This is a genomic window from Streptomyces sp. CB02366 (assembly GCF_001905905.1).
Classification (GTDB): Bacteria; Actinomycetota; Actinomycetes; order Streptomycetales; family Streptomycetaceae; genus Streptomyces.
Genome location: NZ_LIVT01000006.1, coordinates 139,458 through 159,205 on the forward strand (window position 1 = coordinate 139,458; position 19,748 = coordinate 159,205).

Annotated in this window: 16 protein-coding genes; 10 read left to right on the forward strand and 6 right to left on the reverse strand. The window is 73.2% G+C overall.

The window, feature by feature from the left end; translation table 11 throughout:
• Nucleotides 1–142: 142 nt before the first annotated feature.
• The 8 genes from AMK24_RS19640 to AMK24_RS19675 all read left to right on the forward strand — a co-directional run bounded on the left by AMK24_RS19640 (nt 143) and on the right by AMK24_RS19675 (nt 12,633).
• On the forward strand, nt 143–1,885 hold the full coding sequence (locus AMK24_RS19640) for a hypothetical protein (protein ID WP_073770100.1): 1,743 nt from the start codon (nt 143–145) through the stop codon (nt 1,883–1,885).
• A gap of 241 nt (nt 1,886–2,126) precedes the next feature.
• The gene (locus tag AMK24_RS19645; protein ID WP_073770101.1) at nt 2,127–3,416 is read left to right on the forward strand and encodes a cytochrome P450; all 1,290 of its coding nucleotides are present in this window, start codon (nt 2,127–2,129) and stop codon (nt 3,414–3,416) included.
• Nucleotides 3,413–4,666, forward strand: coding sequence for a cytochrome P450 family protein (locus AMK24_RS19650; RefSeq protein WP_073770102.1), 1,254 nt, complete (start codon nt 3,413–3,415; stop codon nt 4,664–4,666). Before AMK24_RS19645 ends, AMK24_RS19650 begins: the two co-directional genes overlap by 4 nt.
• 669 nt (nt 4,667–5,335) lie before the next feature.
• Complete coding sequence (locus AMK24_RS19655; RefSeq protein ID WP_073770103.1) at nt 5,336–6,838, forward strand: aldehyde dehydrogenase family protein; 1,503 nt, start codon at nt 5,336–5,338, stop codon at nt 6,836–6,838.
• A 99-nt stretch (nt 6,839–6,937) separates the two neighbouring features.
• Nucleotides 6,938–8,551 (forward strand): GMC family oxidoreductase, encoded by a 1,614-nt coding sequence (locus tag AMK24_RS19660; protein ID WP_073770104.1) that lies wholly within the window; start codon nt 6,938–6,940, stop codon nt 8,549–8,551.
• A complete protein-coding gene (locus AMK24_RS19665) occupies nt 8,548–9,672 on the forward strand; it encodes a quaternary amine ABC transporter ATP-binding protein (RefSeq protein ID WP_073770105.1) in 1,125 nt (374 codons plus the stop codon). Before AMK24_RS19660 ends, AMK24_RS19665 begins: the two co-directional genes overlap by 4 nt.
• Entirely contained in the window at nt 9,672–11,657 is a 1,986-nt protein-coding gene (locus AMK24_RS19670) for an ABC transporter permease (protein ID WP_073770106.1), read from the forward strand. Before AMK24_RS19665 ends, AMK24_RS19670 begins: the two co-directional genes overlap by 1 nt.
• A 1-nt stretch (nt 11,658) precedes the next feature.
• Entirely contained in the window at nt 11,659–12,633 is a 975-nt protein-coding gene (locus AMK24_RS19675; RefSeq protein ID WP_073770107.1) for an ABC transporter substrate-binding protein, read from the forward strand.
• Nucleotides 12,634–12,681: 48 nt separating this feature from the next.
• On the opposite strand, the gene AMK24_RS19680 is transcribed toward AMK24_RS19675, so the two are convergent.
• From AMK24_RS19680 to AMK24_RS35205, 5 genes are all read right to left on the reverse strand, one after another.
• Entirely contained in the window at nt 12,682–14,049 is a 1,368-nt protein-coding gene (locus AMK24_RS19680) for a cytochrome P450 (RefSeq protein WP_073770108.1), read from the reverse strand.
• Between the two features lie 124 nt (nt 14,050–14,173).
• A complete protein-coding gene (locus tag AMK24_RS19685; RefSeq protein ID WP_073770109.1) occupies nt 14,174–14,620 on the reverse strand; it encodes a hypothetical protein in 447 nt (148 codons plus the stop codon).
• A 111-nt stretch (nt 14,621–14,731) separates the two neighbouring features.
• The gene (locus AMK24_RS19690; protein ID WP_073770110.1) at nt 14,732–15,583 is read right to left on the reverse strand and encodes a hypothetical protein; all 852 of its coding nucleotides are present in this window, start codon (nt 15,581–15,583) and stop codon (nt 14,732–14,734) included.
• Nucleotides 15,583–16,863 carry a VWA domain-containing protein gene (locus tag AMK24_RS19695; RefSeq protein WP_073770111.1) on the reverse strand — a complete coding sequence of 427 codons (1,281 nt, stop codon included), beginning with the start codon at nt 16,861–16,863 and terminating at the stop codon, nt 15,583–15,585. The genes AMK24_RS19690 and AMK24_RS19695 overlap by 1 nt, the downstream gene beginning before the upstream one ends.
• Nucleotides 16,864–17,025: 162 nt before the next feature.
• On the reverse strand, nt 17,026–17,151 hold the full coding sequence (locus AMK24_RS35205; protein WP_274535077.1) for a hypothetical protein: 126 nt from the start codon (nt 17,149–17,151) through the stop codon (nt 17,026–17,028).
• A gap of 357 nt (nt 17,152–17,508) precedes the next feature.
• Here AMK24_RS35205 and AMK24_RS33975 point away from each other — a divergent pair, with 357 nt between their 5' ends.
• Nucleotides 17,509–17,805, forward strand: a complete 297-nt coding sequence (locus AMK24_RS33975) for a hypothetical protein (protein WP_158072163.1) — start codon at nt 17,509–17,511, stop codon at nt 17,803–17,805.
• Nucleotides 17,806–17,941: 136 nt separating this feature from the next.
• On the opposite strand, the gene AMK24_RS19710 is transcribed toward AMK24_RS33975, so the two are convergent.
• A complete protein-coding gene (locus AMK24_RS19710) occupies nt 17,942–18,790 on the reverse strand; it encodes a hypothetical protein (RefSeq protein WP_073770113.1) in 849 nt (282 codons plus the stop codon).
• 237 nt (nt 18,791–19,027) lie between these two features.
• On the opposite strand from AMK24_RS19710, the gene AMK24_RS19715 reads away from it, so the two are divergent.
• Nucleotides 19,028–19,702: an AIM24 family protein gene (locus tag AMK24_RS19715; protein ID WP_073770114.1), complete on the forward strand. Its 675-nt coding sequence runs from the start codon at nt 19,028–19,030 to the stop codon at nt 19,700–19,702.
• Nucleotides 19,703–19,748 lie beyond the last annotated feature (46 nt).

Here is a 19,748-nt window from a genome sequence, read left to right on the forward strand (position 1 = left end):
GGCTGAGGCCGCCGGCCGCCGCGGACTGACCCGGGCCGCCTCCCGCCCCCGCCCGGCGTGGCCCGCCTGCTCCCTCCCGCACCCCGCCCGGCCCCTGCCCCCTTCCGGCCCGGACCTGTTCCCTCTTCCTCTTCCCGGAGCCATGTTGTCCTCGGTGTCATCACTGCTGAGCCGCCCCTCCACCTGGTTCCGTCGGGCCGGCCGGCCGGGCCCGTCCCGTTGGAACACCTGGGATCCGCCGAGGGCCGAGGTGCTCGGAGTGGCCCGGACGCTCACGTCCGCCACGCGGGTGGTGGACGTGATGCATCTGCTGCGGAGCGAGGACGGGATCGAGAAGTACTACACGGTCAATCCGGGATCGGCGTTCGCGGACGGCCTCGACTCCTACCTGTCCGGTCTCGGCATCCACGTGCTGAGCTGGGAGGAGGCGACCCGGCGCTCGTTCGATCTGGCGGTGAGCTGTTCGGTGCATCCGACGATGCGCCGGCTCGACGCCCCGCTGATGGTGCTGCCGCACGGCGCCGGGTACAACCGTCTCGTCACCGAGTCGACCGGGGAGGCCGCCGCCCCCGCCGGACTGTCGCGCCGGGAGCTGATGTGGCGCGGAAAGGTCGTGCCGAAGGCGATCGGCGTCTCCCACCAGGGGCAGATCGACCGGCTCACCGAGACCTGTCCCGAGGCGGCCCCCTATGCCGTGCCCGTGGGCGACTGGTGCTTCCAGCGCATCACCGCGAGCATGTCCCATCGGGACCGATACCGTTCGCGGCTCGGCGCGGTCGACGGGCGGAGGCTGGTCGTCATCCACTCCACCTGGAGCGAGCACTCGCTGCTCGGGCGCCATCCGGAGCTGCCGCTGCGGCTGGTCACCTCGCTCCCGGCCGACGAGTTCGCCGTCGCGGCCGTCTTCCATCCCAACGTGTGGGCCCGGCACACCCGCGCCGGAGTGCTGGAGCGGCTGGGGGCCGCGATGGACGCCGGGCTCATGATCATCCCGCCGCAGGAGGGCTGGCGGGCCGCGGTGGTGGCCAGTGACTGGGTGGTCGGCGACCACGGCAGTACCTCCTTCTACTCGGCCGCCGCGGAGCGCGTCACGCTGCTCGCGGCCACCGGCCTGGACGAACTGGACCCGCTCTCGCCCGCCGCCGCGTTCGGCCGGGGCGCGCCGCGTCTGGACCCCGAGGGGGACGTCCACGCCCAACTGCTGGACGCGGCGGGCCGGCACGACCCGGCGGTGCTGCGACCCGTGGTCGACGGGCAGCTCGCCTCGGTCGACACCTCCGGGGAGGTGACACGGGCCCGGATGTACGCGTTCCTCGCCGGGCGCGGGGTCCGGGCGCCGGGGGAGGCGCCGCGGCCCGTCCCCGTGCCGGCGCCCGAACCGGTGCGCCGGGCGGCGGTCACCGCGTACGACGTGACGGGCGCCCATGACGGCCGGGGCGGCGTCGAGGTCCAGCGGCGGCCTCTCGTCGCGGGGCACCACACCCGGGCGCTCGGCTTCTACGCCGTCACCACCGAGGAGAACCATCCGCACTGGCCGGACGCCGCGGAGGTGCTGGCCCGTACGGTCGAGGACGCGGAGGTGGCCGCCCTCGACTGGATCGCGGAGGCCGCCCTGCGGTACGAGAACCTCAACGTCCTGGTCGCCCGGCTGGACGAAACCCGCTGCCTCGTCCGGCTGCGCGGCGGACGGAAGTGGGAGGCCCGCGCCGAACGCGCCTGGGGCGCCCGCCGGCCCCCGCTCGACCCGGTGCTCCTGGGGGCGGCCGTCAACCTGTGGCTGACCGATCCGGAACGGTCGAAGGACCTGGGCGGCGGGCTGACGCTGCGCACCGGCGAGAGGAGCGTGCGGGTGGCCTTCACCCCGCCGTGCGCGTCCCGTACGTGATCCACGCGCGGGACACGGCAGGGCGCACGCGGCGCGAACGGCCGGTCCCGCCTGATGCCGACCTTGTGATCAAAGCTGCGCAGATGTCATAAGGGAGGGGTCGGAAGGCGGAGCTTCCTCGCTCTAAATTCGGACGGAAATGAGCGCGAACAGCTCCCGTATTCACGCAATCTCCTTATAGTGGTGCCGCGTTGATCGTATGGTCCCAACGCGCGAAGCCGCTGCCACTGGAGTCCGTACGATGACGCACCCCTCGTCCGCCACGCCCTCGTCCGCGGCCGGCGGCTGCCCCGTGGGCGGTACGGGGGCGGTCGCGCTCAGCGGGCCCGGTTTCCACACCGAACCGCAGGCGCTGTACCGGCGGATGCGGCGCGATCACGGACCCGTCGTCCCGGTCGAACTGCCCGGCGGCGTCCCCGCCTGGCTGGTGATCGGCTATCGGGAACTCCACCAGGTCACCAGCGACGGGGAGTTGTTCCCCCGGGACGTCTCCCTGTGGAACCAGTGGGAGAACATCCCCGCCGACTGGCCGCTCCTGCCCATGGTGGGGACGCCCATGCCGTCCATCTACTTCACCGCCGGGGCCGAGCACCGCCGCCACGTCGACATGGTCGTCCCCGCGCTCGAAGCGGCGGATCCCTTCGAAATCCGGCAGCACTGCGAGCAGTTGGCCGACCGGCTCATCGACGCCGTGTGCACGCGGGGAACCGCCGACCTCGTCGCCGAGTACGCCGAGCCGCTGCCCGTCCTCGTCCTCGCCCGGCTTATCGGCTTCCCCGACGAGGAGGGCGCCGACATCGCCCGGGTGCTGAAGGACCTCGCCGACGGCGGCCCCGGGGCCCAGAAGGCGTACCAGCGCTTCGGCGAGCACATGCACCGGCTCGTCGCCGCCAAGCGGGAGCGGCCCGGGGACGACGTGACCTCCCGCATGCTCGCCCACCCCGAACCGTTCACCGACGAGGAGTACGCGCTCGACCTGATGGCCGTCACGGCGGCCGGGCACCTGACCACCGCCGACTGGATCGGCAGCTCCACCCGGCTGATGCTCACCGAGGACCAGTTCGCCGACGCCCTTCCCGGCGGCCGGCACAGCGTCGCCGAAGCCATGAACGAGGTGCTGTGGGAGGAGGGCCCCACCCAGATCCTGGCCGGTCGCTGGGCGGCGCGCGACGCCCGGCTCGGCGGGCGGAACATCGCGCGCGGCGACATGCTGCTCCTCGGACTCGGCGCGGCCAACGCCGACCCGCACATCCGGCAGCAGGTCTCCTCCTCCGTGGTCCGCTCCGGCCGCGGCGGCAACAGCGCGCACCTGGCGTTCAGCCACGGCGAGTACCGCTGCCCCTTCCCGGCCCAGGAGATCGCCGAGACCATCGCCCGTACCGGCGTCGAGGTGCTGATGGACCGGCTTCCCGACCTCGAACTGTCCGTTCCCGCGACCGAGTTGGTCCGCCGTCCGTCCGCCTTCCTGCGCGGCACGATCGCGCTGCCCGTCCGTTTCACGCCCGTACGTACGACAGGAGACGCGTTGTGAACTGTCCGCACACTGCCGCCGCGCCGACCGACCGGAACGCCGGAGTCGTCGTCATCGATCCCCTGGTCCAGGACCTGGACGGGGAGACCGCGCGGCTGCGCGACGCCGGCGTCCTCGCCCGGATCGACCTGCTCGGCGTGCCCGCGTGGACGGTCACCCGGCACGCGGAGGCCCGTCGACTCCTGGTCGACCAGCGCCTGGTGAAGGACATCGACGCCTGGGAGCCGTGGCGGAGCGGCGTGGTGACACGTGCATGGCCGCTCATCGGCATGATCGACGCCGGCCGCTCGATGTTCACCGTCGACGGGGCCGAACACCGGCGGCTGCGCACCAAGACCTCCCAGGCGCTCACCCCGCGCAGGCTGGAGGCGATCCGCCCCGCCATCGAGGAGTTCACCGAGGAACTGCTGGACCACCTGGAGGCGGGCCGGGACGAGAACGGGGTCGTCGACCTCAAAGCGGTCTTCGCCCAGCCGCTCCCGATGAAGGTGGTCGGCATGCTGATGGGCGTCGACGAGTCCCGGCACGCCATGCTGACCCGGCAGTACAAGGCGTTCTTCTCCATGCTCACTCCGCAGGACGAACGCCTCGCCCTGCTCGCGGAGTTGGACGTCTTCTACACCGATCTCGTACGGGAGAAGGCCGCCCGGCCCACGGACGACCTCACCAGCGCGCTGATCCTCGCGGAGGAGGGCGGCGAGCCGCTCACCGAGGAGGAGGTGGTGGGCAACCTCAAGGCCATGGTCGCCGCCGGGCACGAGACCACCATCGGACTGGTCCTCAACGCCGTGCGCGCTCTCCTCTCCCACCCCGGCCAACTGCGCATGGTGCTCGACGGGGAGGCCGGCTGGGACGCGGTGATCGAGGAGACGCTGCGCTGGGACACCCCCACCACCCACCTGCTGATGAGGTTCGCCACCGAGGACATCGCCGTGGGCGGCGAGGTGATCCGCAAGGGCGAGGGCGTCGTCGTCTCCTACCGGGCCATCGGCCGCGACATCGAACAGCACGGTCCCGACGCCGACGCCTTCGACATCACCCGGCCCACCCGCAACCGGCACATGACGTTCGGCCACGGACCGCACATCTGCCCCGGCGCGGCCCTGTCGCGCGTCGAGGCGGGGATCGCGCTGCCCGCCCTCTTCGGGCGCTTTCCCGGGCTGCGCCTCGCGGTGCCGGACGCGGAGATCACCAAGCTCCCGGTGATGACGCAGAACGACATGGCCGCCTTCCCCGTCCTCCTGGACTGACGGGGGCCGTCGGACCGTCGGGCGGGGAGGGGGGCACCTGCCGTGCGAACCGGGTTTCCTCGCGCTCGCGCCGCATCGCCCCGGCACTCCCCCCGGCCGCAGCGGCGCGCCGTCGCCGCACGGAGGCGGCGGTGCCACCCCGCGGCAGGGCGCCCGAGCGGTACCGGGGCCCGGCCCGGCTGCTGACGACGTCGCGAACTCGTCCGCGGAGGCCGAGGCTCTGGCCCTGTACGGGGCCGCGGAGCCCGGGGCCCTGGTCCCGTACGAGTCCGGCGGCCCGGGGCTCTGGTCCCGCACGAGCCCGGGAGCCCGGGAGCCCGGGAGCCCGGGAGCCCGGAAGTGGGGCTCGGCGCCCGGGGGTCGTGCGGCCCGCAGACGTGTACAGGAAGCCGGGCCCCGCGTACGGCCGCCGGTGGTCCGCGCCTCCGCAAGCTCCCCGCCCACCCCCTGCCGCACGCCTGCGGGAACCTCCCCTCCGGCACGGCCCCGTACGCCGTCCCGCTTCGGCCGCCGCACGTGAGGCGCATCACTCTGCGTGAAATTCTCGGCATGGTTTCCGTCGTGCCGGGGAGGGGTCCAGGTCGCTGGTGCGGCCGTACCCGGCTCACCGCGCACCGTGCCCCCGCCGAACCGGAGGGGGCATTTCAGGCACGGAAGGCGAAAAACGACATGTCGGCGCTCAGTACCATCCACATCGACGGCGCCTGGCGGGCCGCCGGCTCAGGGGCCACGCGCGAGGTCCTCGACCCCGCCGACGCCACGGTCCTGGCCGTCGTCGCGGAAGGGGGGGCGGAGGACGCCGACGCGGCGATCGCGGCGGCGCGGCGCGCCTTCGACGACGGCCCCTGGCCGCACAAGCCCGTCGCCGAGCGGGCCGCCCTGCTGCGCCGGGTCGCCGACCTGCTCCAGCGGGACCGCGAGGAGATCGCGATCACCGAGAGCCGCGACACCGGCAAGACCCTCGAAGAGGGCCGGGTCGACGTGGACGACGTGACCAACGCCTTCCGGTACTTCGCCGACCTCGTGATGAACGAGAGCGGCGGCAGGGTCGTCGACGCGGGCGACCCCGACGTCCACAGCATCGTCGTCCACGAGCCGGTCGGCGTCTGCGCGCTCATCGCCCCCTGGAACTACCCGCTCCTCCAGGCCAGCTGGAAGATCGCCCCGGCCCTCGCCGCCGGCAACACCTTCGTCCTCAAGCCCAGCGAGGTCACCCCGCTCTCCACCGTCCACCTGGTCGGGCTGCTCGCCGAGGCCGGACTCCCCGACGGCGCGGCCAACCTGGTCACCGGCGCCGGCGACCCGGTGGGCGCCCGCTTCGCCGAGCATCCGGACGTCGACCTCGTCTCCTTCACCGGCGGCCTCGCCAGCGGCACGAAGGTGGCCCTGGCCGCCGCGCCGACCGTGAAGAAGGTCGCCCTGGAACTGGGCGGCAAGAACCCCAACGTGGTCTTCGCCGACGCCTGCGCCACCGACGAGGACTTCGACACCGCCGTCGACCAGGCGTTGAACGCCGCGTTCTTCCACAGCGGCCAGGTCTGCTCCGCCGGCGCCCGCCTGATCGTCCAGGACACCGTCAGCGAGCGGTTCGTCACCGAACTGGCCCGCCGCGCCGACGCCGTCCGCCTCGGCCGGGGCACCCTCGACGGCGTCGAGTGCGGCCCCCTCGTCTCCGCCCAGCAGCTCGCCAAGGTCGAGGCGTACGTCGCCTCCGCCCGCGAGGAGGGCGCGATAGTCCGGGCCGGGGGGAAGCGCCCCGAACCTAGCGACGTGCGGCCCGCAGGCGGCTACTTCTACCGGCCGACCGTCCTCGACGGCTGCCACCGGGGGATGAAGGTGGTCCGCGAGGAGACCTTCGGCCCGATTCTCACCGTCGAGACCTTCCGTACCGAGGAAGAGGCCATCACCCTGGCCAACGACACCGACTACGGCCTCGCGGGCGCCGTCTGGACGACCGACGCCGGCCGGGCCCGCCGGGTCGCCGGACGGTTGCGCCACGGCACCGTCTGGATCAACGACTACCACCCCTACCTCCCGCAGGCCGAGTGGGGCGGCTTCGGGAAGTCCGGCACCGGACGCGAACTCGGCCCGACCGGCCTCGCGGAGTACCGCGAGGCCAAGCACATCTACCAGAACCTCAACCCGCGCCCCCAGCGGTGGTTCGCCGGCTGACGCCTGCGGGGGCCCCGTACCGGTACGGCCACCGGGGCCCCGCCCGGCTGTTCGCAGCACCACGCACACGCACGAACCTTGCAGAAGGAGCAATGACCGATGCCCTCCACCTCCCGTAGTACCGCGGCCCCCGACCCCGACAGCCCTGTCTCCGACTACGTGATCGTCGGCGGCGGCACCGCCGGGTCGGTCATCGCCTCCCGGCTCGCCGAGGACCCCGGCACCACCGTCACGGTCGTCGAGGGCGGCCCCAGCGACATCGGCCGGGACGACGTGCTGACGCTGCGCCGCTGGCTCGGCCTGCTCGGCGGCGACCTCGACTACGACTACCCCACCACCGAGCAGCCGCGCGGCAACTCCCACATCCGGCACAGCCGCGCCCGGGTCCTCGGCGGCTGCTCCTCGCACAACACGCTGATCAGCTTCAAGCCGCTGCCCGGGGACTGGGACGAGTGGGCCGAGGCGGGTGCGGAGGGCTGGGACGCCGCCGCGATGGACCCGTACTTCGCCAAGCTGCGCAACAACATCGTCCCGGTCGACGAGAAGGACCGCAACGCCATCGCCCGCGACTTCGTCGACGCCGCCCGGCAGGCGGCCGGGGTTCCGCGCGTGGACAGCTTCAACCGCGAGCCGTTCCACGAGGGCGTCGGCTTCTTCGACCTCGCCTACCACCCCGAGGACAACAAGCGCTCCTCCGCCTCGGTGGCCTACCTCCACCCGCACATCGAGGCCGGCGACCGCCCCAACCTCCGTATCCTGCTGGAGACCTGGGCCTACCGCCTCGAGTTCGACGGCACCCGCGCCACCGGCGTCCACGTGCGGAGGGCGGACGGCGAGGAGGTCCTGCTGCGCGCCGCCCGCGAGGTCATCGTCTGCGCGGGCGCCGTGGACACGCCCCGGCTGCTGCTGCACTCCGGGATCGGACCGCGCGAGGACCTGGCCGCGCTCGGCATCGAGGTCCGCCACGACCTCCCGGGCGTCGGCGAGAACCTGCTCGACCACCCCGAGTCCGTCATCGTCTGGGAGACCGACGGGCCCATCCCGGAGAACTCCGCGATGGACTCCGACGCGGGACTCTTCGTCCGTCGCGACCCCGCATCCCGGGGCCCGGACCTGATGTTCCACTTCTACCAGATCCCGTTCACCGACAACCCCGAGCGGCTCGGCTATGAGAAGCCCGAGCACGGGGTGTCGATGACCCCGAACATCCCCAAACCGCGCAGCCGGGGCCGCCTCTACCTCACCAGCGCCGACCCCGAGGCCAAACCCGCCCTGGACTTCCGGTACTTCACCGACGAGCACGATTACGACGGCCGCACCCTGGTCGACGGCATCAAGCTCGCCCGCGAGATCGCCGCCACCGAACCACTGGCCCACTGGCTCAAGCGCGAGGTCTGCCCGGGACCGGAGGTCACCTCGGACGAGGACCTCGGCGAGTACGCCCGCAAGGTCGCCCACACCGTCTACCACCCGGCCGGCACCTGCAGGATGGGCGCGGCCGACGACCAGCAGGCCGTGGTGGACCCGCAGCTGCGCATCCGGGGCCTCGACGGCATCCGGATCGCCGACGCCTCCGTCTTCCCGACCATGCCCGCCGTCAACCCGATGATCGGCGTCCTCATGGTCGGCGAGAAGTGCGCCGAACTCCTCAAGGGCCGGGCGGGCGACACCGCCCCGGTCACCGGTACCAGCACCGGAGGCGATGCCCGATGACCGCGACCCGGGCCCCCGAAGCCACGGCCGGGACCGCCGAGGACGCCGTCTTCTCCGTGCGCAACCTCTGGAAGGTCTTCGGCCCCAAGGCCGACCGCGTCCCCGGCGGAGAGCACGCCGCGCTCCCGCCCGCCGAACTGCGCGAGGCCACCGGCTGCACCGCCGCCGTGCGCGACGTCTCCTTCGACGTCCGCAAGGGCGAGGTCTTCGTCGTCATGGGCCTCTCCGGCTCCGGCAAGTCCACCCTCGTCCGCTGCCTCACCCGGCTGATCGAGCCCACCAGCGGCACCGTCGCCATCGACGGCGAGGACGTCCTCGCGATGGACCGCTCCCGCCTGCGCGAACTGCGCCGCCACCGGGCCGCGATGGTCTTCCAGCACTTCGGACTCCTCCCGCACCGCACGGTGTTGGACAACGTCGCCTACGGCCTGGAGATCCAGGGACTGGGCAAGGCCGAACGCCGGGCCAAGGCGGCCGAGTTGGTGGCCAAGGTCGGCCTCGCGGGCATGGAGGGCCGGCGCCCCTCGCAGCTCTCCGGCGGCCAGCAGCAGCGTGTCGGCCTCGCCCGCGCGCTCGCCGTCGACCCGTCCGTCCTCCTCTTCGACGAACCCTTCAGCGCGCTGGACCCGCTGATCCGCCGCGAGATGCAGGACGAGGTGGTCCGGCTGCACCGTGAGGAGGGCCGCACCATGGTCTTCATCACCCACGACCTCGGCGAGGCCCTGCGCCTGGGCACCCGGATCGCGCTCATGCGCGACGGCGGCATCGTCCAGCTCGGCGCCCCCGAGGAGATCGTGGGCTCGCCCGCCGACGACTACGTCCGCGAGTTCGTCCGCGACGTACCGCGCGAACAGGTCCTCACCGTCGCCACCGCCATGCGTCCCGCGCTCGCCGGGGAGAGCGGGCGCGGACCGGCCGTGCGCCCCGACGCCACCGTCTCCGAGGCGATCGAGGCGGTCTCCCGCTCCGGCGACCCCGCCGCCCGCGTGATGGACGGCGGCCGGCTCGTCGGCGTCGTCGACCGCGCCCGCCTCCTCGACGTCGTCGCCGGAACGGCCGGACCCGTCGCGGCGGCCCCGGCCCCCGACGTACCGGACGGCCCCCGCGAGGTGACCGTCTGATGGCCACCGCCCAGGCCACCCCGTCCCGCCCCGCCGCCCCGGGCGCCCGCCGGGGACCGCTGGCGCTCCTCCGCGACCGCCCCGCCGCCGCGAAGCTCCTGCTGCTCGCGCTCGTCGCCGCCGTCGCCGTCCCCCTCGTGCACGGCCGCTGGGGCGGCGGGATCTGGCCCGACGCGCTGACCGCCGACCTCTCGGGACCGCTCGGCGACGTCACCGACTGGATCGTCTCCAACCGCGACAGCCACCCGCTGTTCCTCTACTTCTTCGGCCACATCAGCAACGCCGTCGTGCTCTCCGTCCGCGGTGTCTACCTGGTGCTCCTGGCCCTCGGCTGGGCCGGCGTCACCGTGTTCGCCGCCGCCGTCGCCTGGCGCGTCGCGGGGCTCCGGCTCGCGCTGACCGCGGCCCTCTCGTTCCTGGTCTGCGGGCTGCTCGGCATGTGGGTGCCGACCATGCAGACGCTCGCGCTGATGGTCGTCGCCGTCCTCGCCTCCGTCGCCCTCGGGCTGCTCCTCGGCCTGGCGGCCGGACTGTCGGACCGCGTGTTCCGCGTCCTGCGCCCGGTCCTGGACACCATGCAGGTGCTGCCCGCCTTCGCGTACCTGCTCCCCGTGGTGCTGGTGTTCGGCATCGGCGTCCCCGGAGCCGTCCTCGCCACCGTCGTGTACGCGGCCCCGCCGATGGCCCGGCTCACCGCGCTCGGCCTGCGCGGCGCGGACGCCGGCGTCATGGAGGCCGTCACCTCGCTCGGGTCCACCGGACGCCAGCGGCTGCTGAGCGCCCGGCTCCCGCTGGCCCGCAAGGAACTCCTCCTCGGCCTCAACCAGACCATCATGATGGCGCTCTCCATGGCCGTCATCGCCTCCGTGATCGGCGCGGGCGGCCTCGGCGACCGCGTCTACCAGGCGCTGTCCTCCGTGGACGTCGGCGCGGCGCTCGCCGCGGGCATCCCGATCGTCCTGCTCGCCGTCGTCCTGGACCGTACGACGGAGGCGGCCGGCCGCCGCATCGGCGCCGAGCCCACCGGACCGGCCCTGCTGCGCGGGTGGCGCGGCTGGGCCCTGGCCGCCGTGGCCACCGCGGCCGTCGCCGCCGCCGGACGGGCCGCCGACGGCCGGGTCTGGCCCGACGGCATGACCGTGGCCATCGCCGGACCGGTCAACGCCGCCAAGGACTGGATGGTCGACCACCTCTACACCGGGGTGCCCGTCGTCGGCGGCACCGCCGACCTCGCCTCGCACTTCACCAGCGGTGTCCTCAACCCGCTGCGCGGCGGGCTCGCCGGCCTGCCCTGGTGGTCGGTGCTGCTGATCGTCGCCGCCCTGGCCTGGACCATCGGCACCTGGCGCACCGCCGCGACCGCCGTCCTCGCCATGGCCGCGATCGGCGTCCTCGGCGTGTGGGAGCCCTCCATGGACACCCTCAGCCAGGTGCTCGCCGCCGTCGCCGTCACCTTGGTCATCGGCTTCGGCGTCGCCGTCGCAACGGCTCGCAGCGAGCGCCTGGAGCGGCTGCTGCGTCCGGTCCTGGACGTCTTCCAGACTCTGCCGCAGTTCGTCTACCTGATCCCCGTCGTCGCCCTCTTCGGCGTCGGCCGCGCCCCCGCGGCCGCGGCCGCGGTCGTCTACGCGCTGCCCGCCGTCATCCGCATCACCACCCAGGGGCTGCGGGGCGTCGACCCGGCGGCGATGGAGTGCGCCCGCTCGCTCGGCGCGACCCCGGGCCAGCAACTGCGCCAGGTCCAGATCCCGCTGGCCCGGCCCTCGCTGCTGCTCGCCGTCAACCAGGCGGTCGTCCTGGTCCTCGCCGTGGTCATCATCGGCGGACTCGTCGGCTCCGGCGCCCTCGGTTACGACGTCGTCCTCGGCCTCGCCCAGGGCGACCTGGCAACCGGCCTCGTCGCCGGAGCGGCGATCGTCTGCCTCGGCCTGATGCTCGACCGGGTCACCCAGCCCACCGCCCGCCGCCGGCGACAGGAGATCTGAGATGAACCGCTCCCGCACCCGCCTGCTCGTGGCGCTCGCCTCGGCCGGAGCCCTGCTCGCCACCGCCGGCTGCGGCGCCGCCGACATGACCAGGCAGGCGTCGCCCTTCGCCGCCCCCGCCGGGGTCAGGACCGTGACGCTCTCCGTCCAGTCCTGGGTCGGCGCCCAGGCCAACGTCGCCGTGGCCGAGCACCTGCTGAAGGAGGAGCTGGGCTACCGCGTCGACCTCGTCCAGACCGACGAGGTCCCCGCCTGGGACGCCCTCAGCCAGGGCCGCGTCGACGCGATCCTGGAGGACTGGGGCCACCCGGACCAGGAGAAGCTGTACATCGACGAGAAGGAGACCATCGTCCGCGGCGGCGGCCTCGGCGTCACCGGCCACATCGGCTGGTACGTACCGAAGTACTGGGCCGACGAGAACCCGGACGTCACGGACTGGAAGAACCTCGACGAGTACGCCGAGGAGCTGAGGACCGCCGAGAGCGGCGGCAAGGGCCAGCTCATGGACGGCTCGCCGTCCTACGTCACCAACGACGTGGCCCTGGTGAAGAACCTCGACCTGGACTACAAGGTCGTCTTCGCCGGTTCCGAGGCGGCCCAGATCACCCAGATCCAGCAGTTCGCCAAGGAGAAGAAGCCCTTCCTCAGCTACTGGTACCAGCCGCAGTGGCTGTTCAACGAGGTGCCCATGGTCGAGGTGAAGCTCCCCGAGTACACGGACGAGTGCGCGGCCAAGGATCCCGAGGACATCGACTGCGCGTACCCGACGACACCGCTGCAGAAGTTCCTCAACGCCGACTTCGCCGAACGCGGCGGGGACGCCGCCGCGTTCCTGAAGAAGTTCCACTGGTCGGAGAAGGACCAGAACGAGGTCTCCGAGATGATCGCCTCGCAGAAGCTCACCCCCCAGGAGGCGGCGAAGCGCTGGAGCGACCGCCACCCGGACGTCTGGAAGAAGTGGCTGCCGAAGGACTGACGCCGCCCGGCGCCCGGACCCTCTCCCGCGGGTCCGGGCGCCGTCCCGCTACCGGCCCCGGACCGTCGCCGGCACGTCCCGGTCCGGCTGGAGCGTCAGGCCGGTCAGCGGGGTGATCTCGCCCGGGTCGAGGTCCAGGGTGAAGCGGCGGGCCAGCACGGCGAGCAGGAGGACGGACTCCACCATCGCGAAGCGCGTACCGATGCAGACCCGGGGGCCGCCGCCGAACGGGAACCAGGCGTACTCCGGGATCGGATCGCCGTCCTCCGCGTCCCAGCGCTCCGGCCGGAACTCCTCCGGCTCGGGGAACCACCGGGCGTCGCGCTGCGTGGCCCACTGGCTGCTCCACACGCGGGTGCCCTTCTCGACGGGCAGGCCCCCGATCGTCGCCCCCTCCTTCGCGATCCCGGTGATCAGCCAGATCGCCGGGTACAGCCGCAGGGTCTCCTTCACCACGGCCTGGGTGTACGTCAGCCGTGCGTAGTCCTCGAAGCCGGGTTCCCGGTCGCCGAGCACCCGGTCCAGCTCCTCGGCGAGCGCGTCGCGGACGCGGGGGTTGCGGGCGAGCAGGTACCACGCCCACACCAGCGTCGTACTCGTCGTCTCATGGCCGCCGATGTACAGCGTGACCGTCTCGTCCCGGATCTCCTCCTCGCTCAGGCGCGTCCCGCTCTCGTCGACGGCGGTGAGCAACCGGCTGAGCAGGTCCGGGCGCTCCTCACCGCCGTCCCGGTGCCGGGCGACGACCCGGCGCACCTCGGCGTCGATGACGGCGGCGGCCTTCCTGATCCGCGCCCGCCCCGGCGTCGGCACCCAGTCCGGCAGCAGCGCGCCGATCCCCGCGAACTCCTTGCCGATCTCCATCTGGGCGATGTCCATGGCCCGGCCCATCGCCTCGGAGTCCGCCGGGGTGTCCACGCCGAAGATCGTGCGCACCGCGATCCGCTGTGTCAGGGCGGTCATCTCCCGCTTGACGTCGATCCGTTGGCCGTCCGACCACCGGTCCGCCAGCTCCACCGCGCAGTCCGCCATCGTGGCCGCGTACGACGTGACCTGCTTGGGCCGCACCGAGGGCTGCACCAGCGAGCGCTTGCGCCGCCAGTCCCGGCCGCGTGCCACGAGCATCCCGTTGCCCAGGACCGTACGGAAGGCGACGCCCAGGTTCGGCTGATCGAAGGTGCGCTCCGTCTCGGTGAGCAACTCGCCTATGCAGGCGGGGTCGGCGAGGAAGACGCACCGGTTGCGGCCGAACCGCCAGCGCACCATGTCCCCATGGCCGCGCAGGAGTTCGAAGAAGGCGAGCGGGTTCCTGCCGAACTGCGGCAGGTTCCCCACGAGCGGCAGCCCCTTGGGCCCCGGTACGAACGCGTGGCCGCGCGGTGGGGTGTCGAGCGCCGGATCGGTCTGGGTGGACATCGAGAGGACTCCGCTTCCTGGGGCGCGCCACCGACGGCGCGCGCACGTTCGAACTCAATCGAACAGGATGGGAGGGCGCTTCACCAGGGCGGCGACCGGCATGGCCGGAATGCGGTGAATTCCCTTATGCGGGGCCCTGGTTGCCAGGCCGGGCCGGGTCCGCGTCCGGTCGCGGGCGGGGTCGGCTCTCATGGGGCACCACGACGACCTGGTGCTCGTCCTCGTACACGATCCGGCCGGGGTCGGCCGACTCCAGCCGCTCGCACGCCACTCCGTGCGCGGCGAGCAGGGCGAGGTAGCCCGGGACGCGGTCCAGCAGGTGGGCGGCGGACTCCTTGAACCAGGCGACGGCCCCCGGGTTCACCTCGGGGTCGTACACGGTCGGGTCGACCCGCGAGGGATCGGGGTACGCGGCGTCGTACCAGTCGTTCGCCGTCCGCCAGAACCGGTGCTGCTCCTCGGTCAGCCGTCCCTCCCGGGCCAGACCGTTGGCCAGGGCGAAGACGCCGGGGAAGTGGCCGCGAGGGCTCCGCTCGGGGCTCTGGAACCGTACGTACACCATGGCGCGCATTCCGTTCGTCTCCTCCGTCGCGGCCGGGCGCGCCGCCGGGCCGGGCGGTGACGCGGGGCGGGCGTCCCGGCGCGGGGCCGGGGCCCGGGGCCCGCATCACCACCTGCCCCGTCAGGCGCCGGGCGGCACGTGGGCCGGGCGGCCCCGGCCCCGCGTCAGCGAGTAGCCGAACACGGCCGCCAGCGCGGCGAGTACGCCGCCGCCCACGGTCCACAGCCAGCGGTCGGTCCACCGGCCCGAGGCCCAGCCGTCCTCCGGCTCACCGGCGGCGATCGTACGCGGTGCGGCCGAAGCGCCCGAGCCGTCCCCGGCCGAGGCGACCGAGACGCCCGGCACCAGCGGCTCGGAGAGCGCGCCGTCCCCGTCGTGGGCCCCGCCCAACTCCTTCACGATGGGCCGCACCTGGGCTCCGACCGGCAACCCGAGCTCGTCGGCGGGCAGATCGACCACGGTGAGGCGGACGTAATAGCTGCCGGGCAGCGGGTCGTTCGCCCAGGGCTCGGACCACGCCCGCACGGGCCGCAGGACGCAGGACAGCCTCACGGAGGCCGCGTCGGGCGCCGCCTTGCGGGTCTGGTGCCCGTACATGCACGCCTGGCGGCGGCGCAGCCCGTCGTACACGTCGATCTGCCAGGTGGACGTGGAGCGCCGGGCGGCGTTCTCCGGCAGCTTCACCGTGGCCTCGACGGTGGGCCGCTGTCCGGCGTCGGCCGGGAACACCCAGTACAGGTAGTCGCCCGTCGACGCCTGCGCGATGCCGGTCTGTCCCGGCTTCAGGACGGTCGCCGTACGGAACGTGGTGCCGGCCTCCGTGGGGCCCGCCTCGTCCCCTGCGGGGTCCGCGGAGGCCGACGGACCGTCCGCGAAGGCCGGGGCGCCCGCGGTGAGGAGGGTCAGGCCGGCGAGCAGCGCCCCGGTGAGCGCGCGTCGTACGCCGTGGGTACGGCGGGAAGGGGTACGCATCAGTTGGTCCTCCAGACGGCGACGCGCCAGCGCGAGAGCCAGCCGGTCAACAGGCCCGCGACCAGGCCGGTCAGGACGAGCACGCCGAGCAGCCACCAGCCGCGGCCGAGCCCGAAGGCCGCCACGTCGGAGGCGTTGTCCGGACCGTCCACGAGATCCACGGTCAGCTCGACCGGCAGGCCGGGGGACCGCTTCACCGAGGCCGGGGCGGAGAAGGAGTGGGCGAGCTGGAGGCAGACGGTCTCGGCGGCGGGCTTGCCGTCGCCGTCGTCGCCGTCCTCCGCCTCGGCCTTCGGGTAGCGCAGCCCGGACGAGATCACGTCGGTACGCCCCGCCCCGGCCTCGGAGCCCCGGACGATCTCCCGCCCGTGCACGGTCACCGCGCGCAGCAGCACCCCGTAGTCGTCGTCCACGGCGCGGTCGGCCGCGACGCTCGCCGAGGCGCGCAGCTCCTGGCCGGGCAGCACGTTCACCCGGTACCAGCGGTGCTGGGCGATCTCCGCGCGGTCGGTGTAGAGACCCGGCTTCAACTCGGGCGCGGCGGAACAGCTCCCGGCCCCCTCGGTGGCCACCGGGGTCACCGTCGGCTCGGCGGCACGGTCCACCAACTGCTTGACCCGGCCGGAGAGTTCTTCCTTGTGCTGCACGGCGGTGTACGTGCCGCCGGTGGCCTCCGCGATACAGGTCAGCTGCTGGCGGATCTTGGCGTTGGGCACCAGGCCCAGCGTGTCCACGACCAGGTGGGTGCCGCGCGCGGCGATCTCGCGGGCCACCTCGCACGGGTCGAGCGGACCGCAAGTGTCCTCGCCGTCCGTGATGAGGACGATCCGGCGGGAGCCGTCCCCGCCCTCCAGGTCGTCGGCCGCGCCGAGCAGGGCGGGGCCGATCGGGGTGAAGCCGGTGGGGGCGAGGGTGGCCACCGCGGCCTTGGCCTCCGTACGGTCCAGCGGGCCGACCGGGTAGAGCTGCCGGGTGTCCTTGCAGCCGACCTTGCGGTCCTCGCCCGGGTAGTTCGCCCCGAGCGTCCGGATCCCGAGCCGCACCTGTTCGGGCACCGCGTCCAGGACGTCGTTGAACGCCTGCTTGGCGGCGGCCATCCGGGACTGGCCGTCGATGTCGCGGGTGCGCATGGAACCGCTGACGTCGAGCACCAGCTCGACCTTGGGGGAGGGGGCGGCGGGGGCTTCGTCGGCGGCGGCGGGGATCGCGGTGCCGAGCCCGGCGGCCAGGGTGGCGAGTGCTATGCCCACCCCGGCCGTCAGCCGTTTACTAGTGATCATCGCCGGATCCTATGGAAAACCAGTTCGTATTCCCAACCGGACCCTTCGGGGAGCGCCGTCGGCAGGGGCCCCCGCCCGCGCGCGCCTTGGGCTGCGGCAGCCCGGTCGGCGCCGGCCGCAGCCGCGGCACTTCGATTCGCGTTCAGGCCGTGAAGAACAGGCTCATCCGGCGAGGGCCCCGTCGGCCCGTGCGTCCTTCTGTCCGCTCGTCGCGGCATAGCCGTCGGTGACGATGCGGTCCGCGGCCTGGGCGCAGTAGTCGTCCTGCGTCGGGATGCCGGCCGCCACTTTCGGCTTCCTCGTAGTTACCGAACTGGTGCGTGACCGGCACGGTAGGGAGTTTCCGCAGCGGGTAGAAGAAATCAGCGCTGGAATCGCCCGCACGTCCAGGGTCCCTGGCGTTCATGCGTCCTGCCCGTGCTCGCTTTCCTCGGGGGAACCATGCGCATCATGACCGTACTCGCCCTGCTGGGCGCGTTACTGGCGGGACCGCCGGCCCTCCCGCACGTCGCGTCCGCGGCTGCTCCGCGAGGTGGGGAGCCCGTTCGGGGCACGGCGGTCTCGCACACCGCTGAGGCCGGGGCGGACGCCTTGGCGCCCGCTCGCGTTTCCGGCGGGTCGGGTTCTTCCGGTGTCCCGGGCAGCATGAGCAGTGCGGGCGGCATGGGCGTGACGAGCGGCATGAACAGCGCGGGCAGCATGGGCATGACCAACGGCATGACCAACGGCATGACGAGTGGCATGACCAGCGGTGTGACCAGTGGCATGGGCGGCACGGTCTCCACGGGCGGCACCGAGGGAAGACGGGGGTCGTCGAACACCGGGTGGTGGGTCGGCCCCGGTTTCCTGGTGGGCGCTTTCGTACTGTTCCGCGTAACGGTCTTCCTTCACGTAGCCCATGACCGGTGGCGGTGGCGACGCAGGCGACGCAAGAACCCATGAGTTTCTTCCTGGGGGCGGAGACCGTGTCCTCCGCGGCCAGTCGGCCCCGGCCCCGGCCCTGGCCCCGGGCGCGGACCGTTCCCTTCGCGGTCTCCGCCGACCCCTCCCCAGGGCGCCGGCCGGAACGTCGTCGCCGTCACCGATCGAGGCGATCGGAGGCGGCAACGGCTGCCGGGTCCTGATCGGCGGCTGAGGCGTGCCGGGCCTCCACCGCGGCGATCACCCGCTGCCGGGCCGGCCGCCGGGCCTGCTTGAGCTTCGATTCGATCAGAAGGAGGGGCAGGAACCAGATCCAGCCCCACGCGCTGTAGGAGACCGTCCCGCTCAGCACCAGCACGGTGTTGGTCGCGAAGACCAGCGTCAACGTGATGACGTACACGGCCGCGCGGTGGCGGACCAGGAGGCGGAGCGGGGCCCGCCAGGGGCCGGACAGCGACTCGACCGCGGCTACGACCGCGGCGGCCCGCAGGTCCTCCGGGGGAGCGGGCGCCGGGCCGCCCTGCTCCAAGGCGTCGGCCACATCGGCGTGGTGAGACGTCAGGGCGGCTCGGTCCGCCCTCGCGGCAGCGGTCTTCTCCCGTACGTCCTGCCAGTAGCCCCGCCCGGCCCAGCCGAGGGCGGCCTCCACCCGCTCCGCCTCGGGCGACCCCGGGGGCGCCAGGACCGCGATCCGCTCCTTGAGCCGGTCCGCCCGGGCTGCGCGCCCGGGGTACGTCCACGCATCCGACCGCAGACACAGCTCGAAATAGCAGACGAGGAGCCCGAGGTCGTCCGGCCACTGCGCCAGCCCGCTCTCGTAGGCGTCCTCCGCGGCGTCGTCGTGGTCGTCGTCGTCCTCCGCCGCGTGGGCGAGTCCGAGCCACCGGTAGAGCACCGGGTCGGCTCCGAGCTCTTCCAGGCCGAACTCCGCCGCCTTCCGGACCCCGGCGAACCCGCCCACCGCGAAGAGTTCCTCACACCGGTCGGCGTATTCCACACGCGTCACACTTCCCGCCCCCCCTCGCTCAGGAGGCCCACTCTCGATCACGCGAAACCGCTGGTCAAGGCGTGGAGGCAGCGAAGCTCGGCGCTGAGGAGGGGAAGTACGGTCTTCGTGGACCCGTACGGCCCCTTCTCCGCCGGGGCGGTCGGTCGAGGCGTGCTTCGGGGCGGCAGAGGGGCGGAGGAAGCGGAGCGCTCGGCTCCGGGGCTGGCCGCGCGGGGCCCGGGTAGGCGATGCGGCATGAACCGAAACCTGTTCGACCCCGAGAACTTCATCCAGCCCGCCCAGGCCCCCGGCCTGACGCAGGAGAACCCCATGGCGGTGCGTTACGCCGTCAGAGGCGAGGCGTACGCCCGCCAGGGCACGATGGTGGCCTGGCGCGGATCGCTGTCGTTCGAGCGGCAGGGCCAGGGCGTGGGGAACTTCCTCAAGCGCGCGGTCACCGGCGAGGGGCTGCCCCTGATGACCGTCAGCGGCGAGGGCGAGGCGTGGTTCGCCTCCGACGCGGCGCACTGTTTCCTCGTGGACGTGGACGAGGGCCGCGGTCTCACCGTCAACGGCAAGAACATCCTGTGCTTCGACGCGTCGCTGAGTTATGACATCACCACCGTGGAGGGTGCCGGGATGGTCGGTGGCGGCCTGTTCAACTGCACCTTCGGCGGGACCGGCCGCCTCGCGCTGACCAGCGCGGGCGTCCCGCTCGTGCTGCCGGTCACGCCTGACGCGCCGGTGTACGTCGACACGGACGCGGCTGTCGCGTGGAGCCCGCGGCTGCGGACGTCCCTCCACCGGTCCCAGAGTGTGGGCTCGATGTTCAAGGGCGGCAGCGGTGAGGCGGTCCAGCTGAAGCTGGAGGGCGAAGGGGTCGCGGTGGTCAATCCCGGGGAGCCCAAGCCGGCACAGGCGACCTCCTGAGCCCCCCGCCTCCGCACCCGGGCGGCCGGGCTGGTCCGGTCCGGCC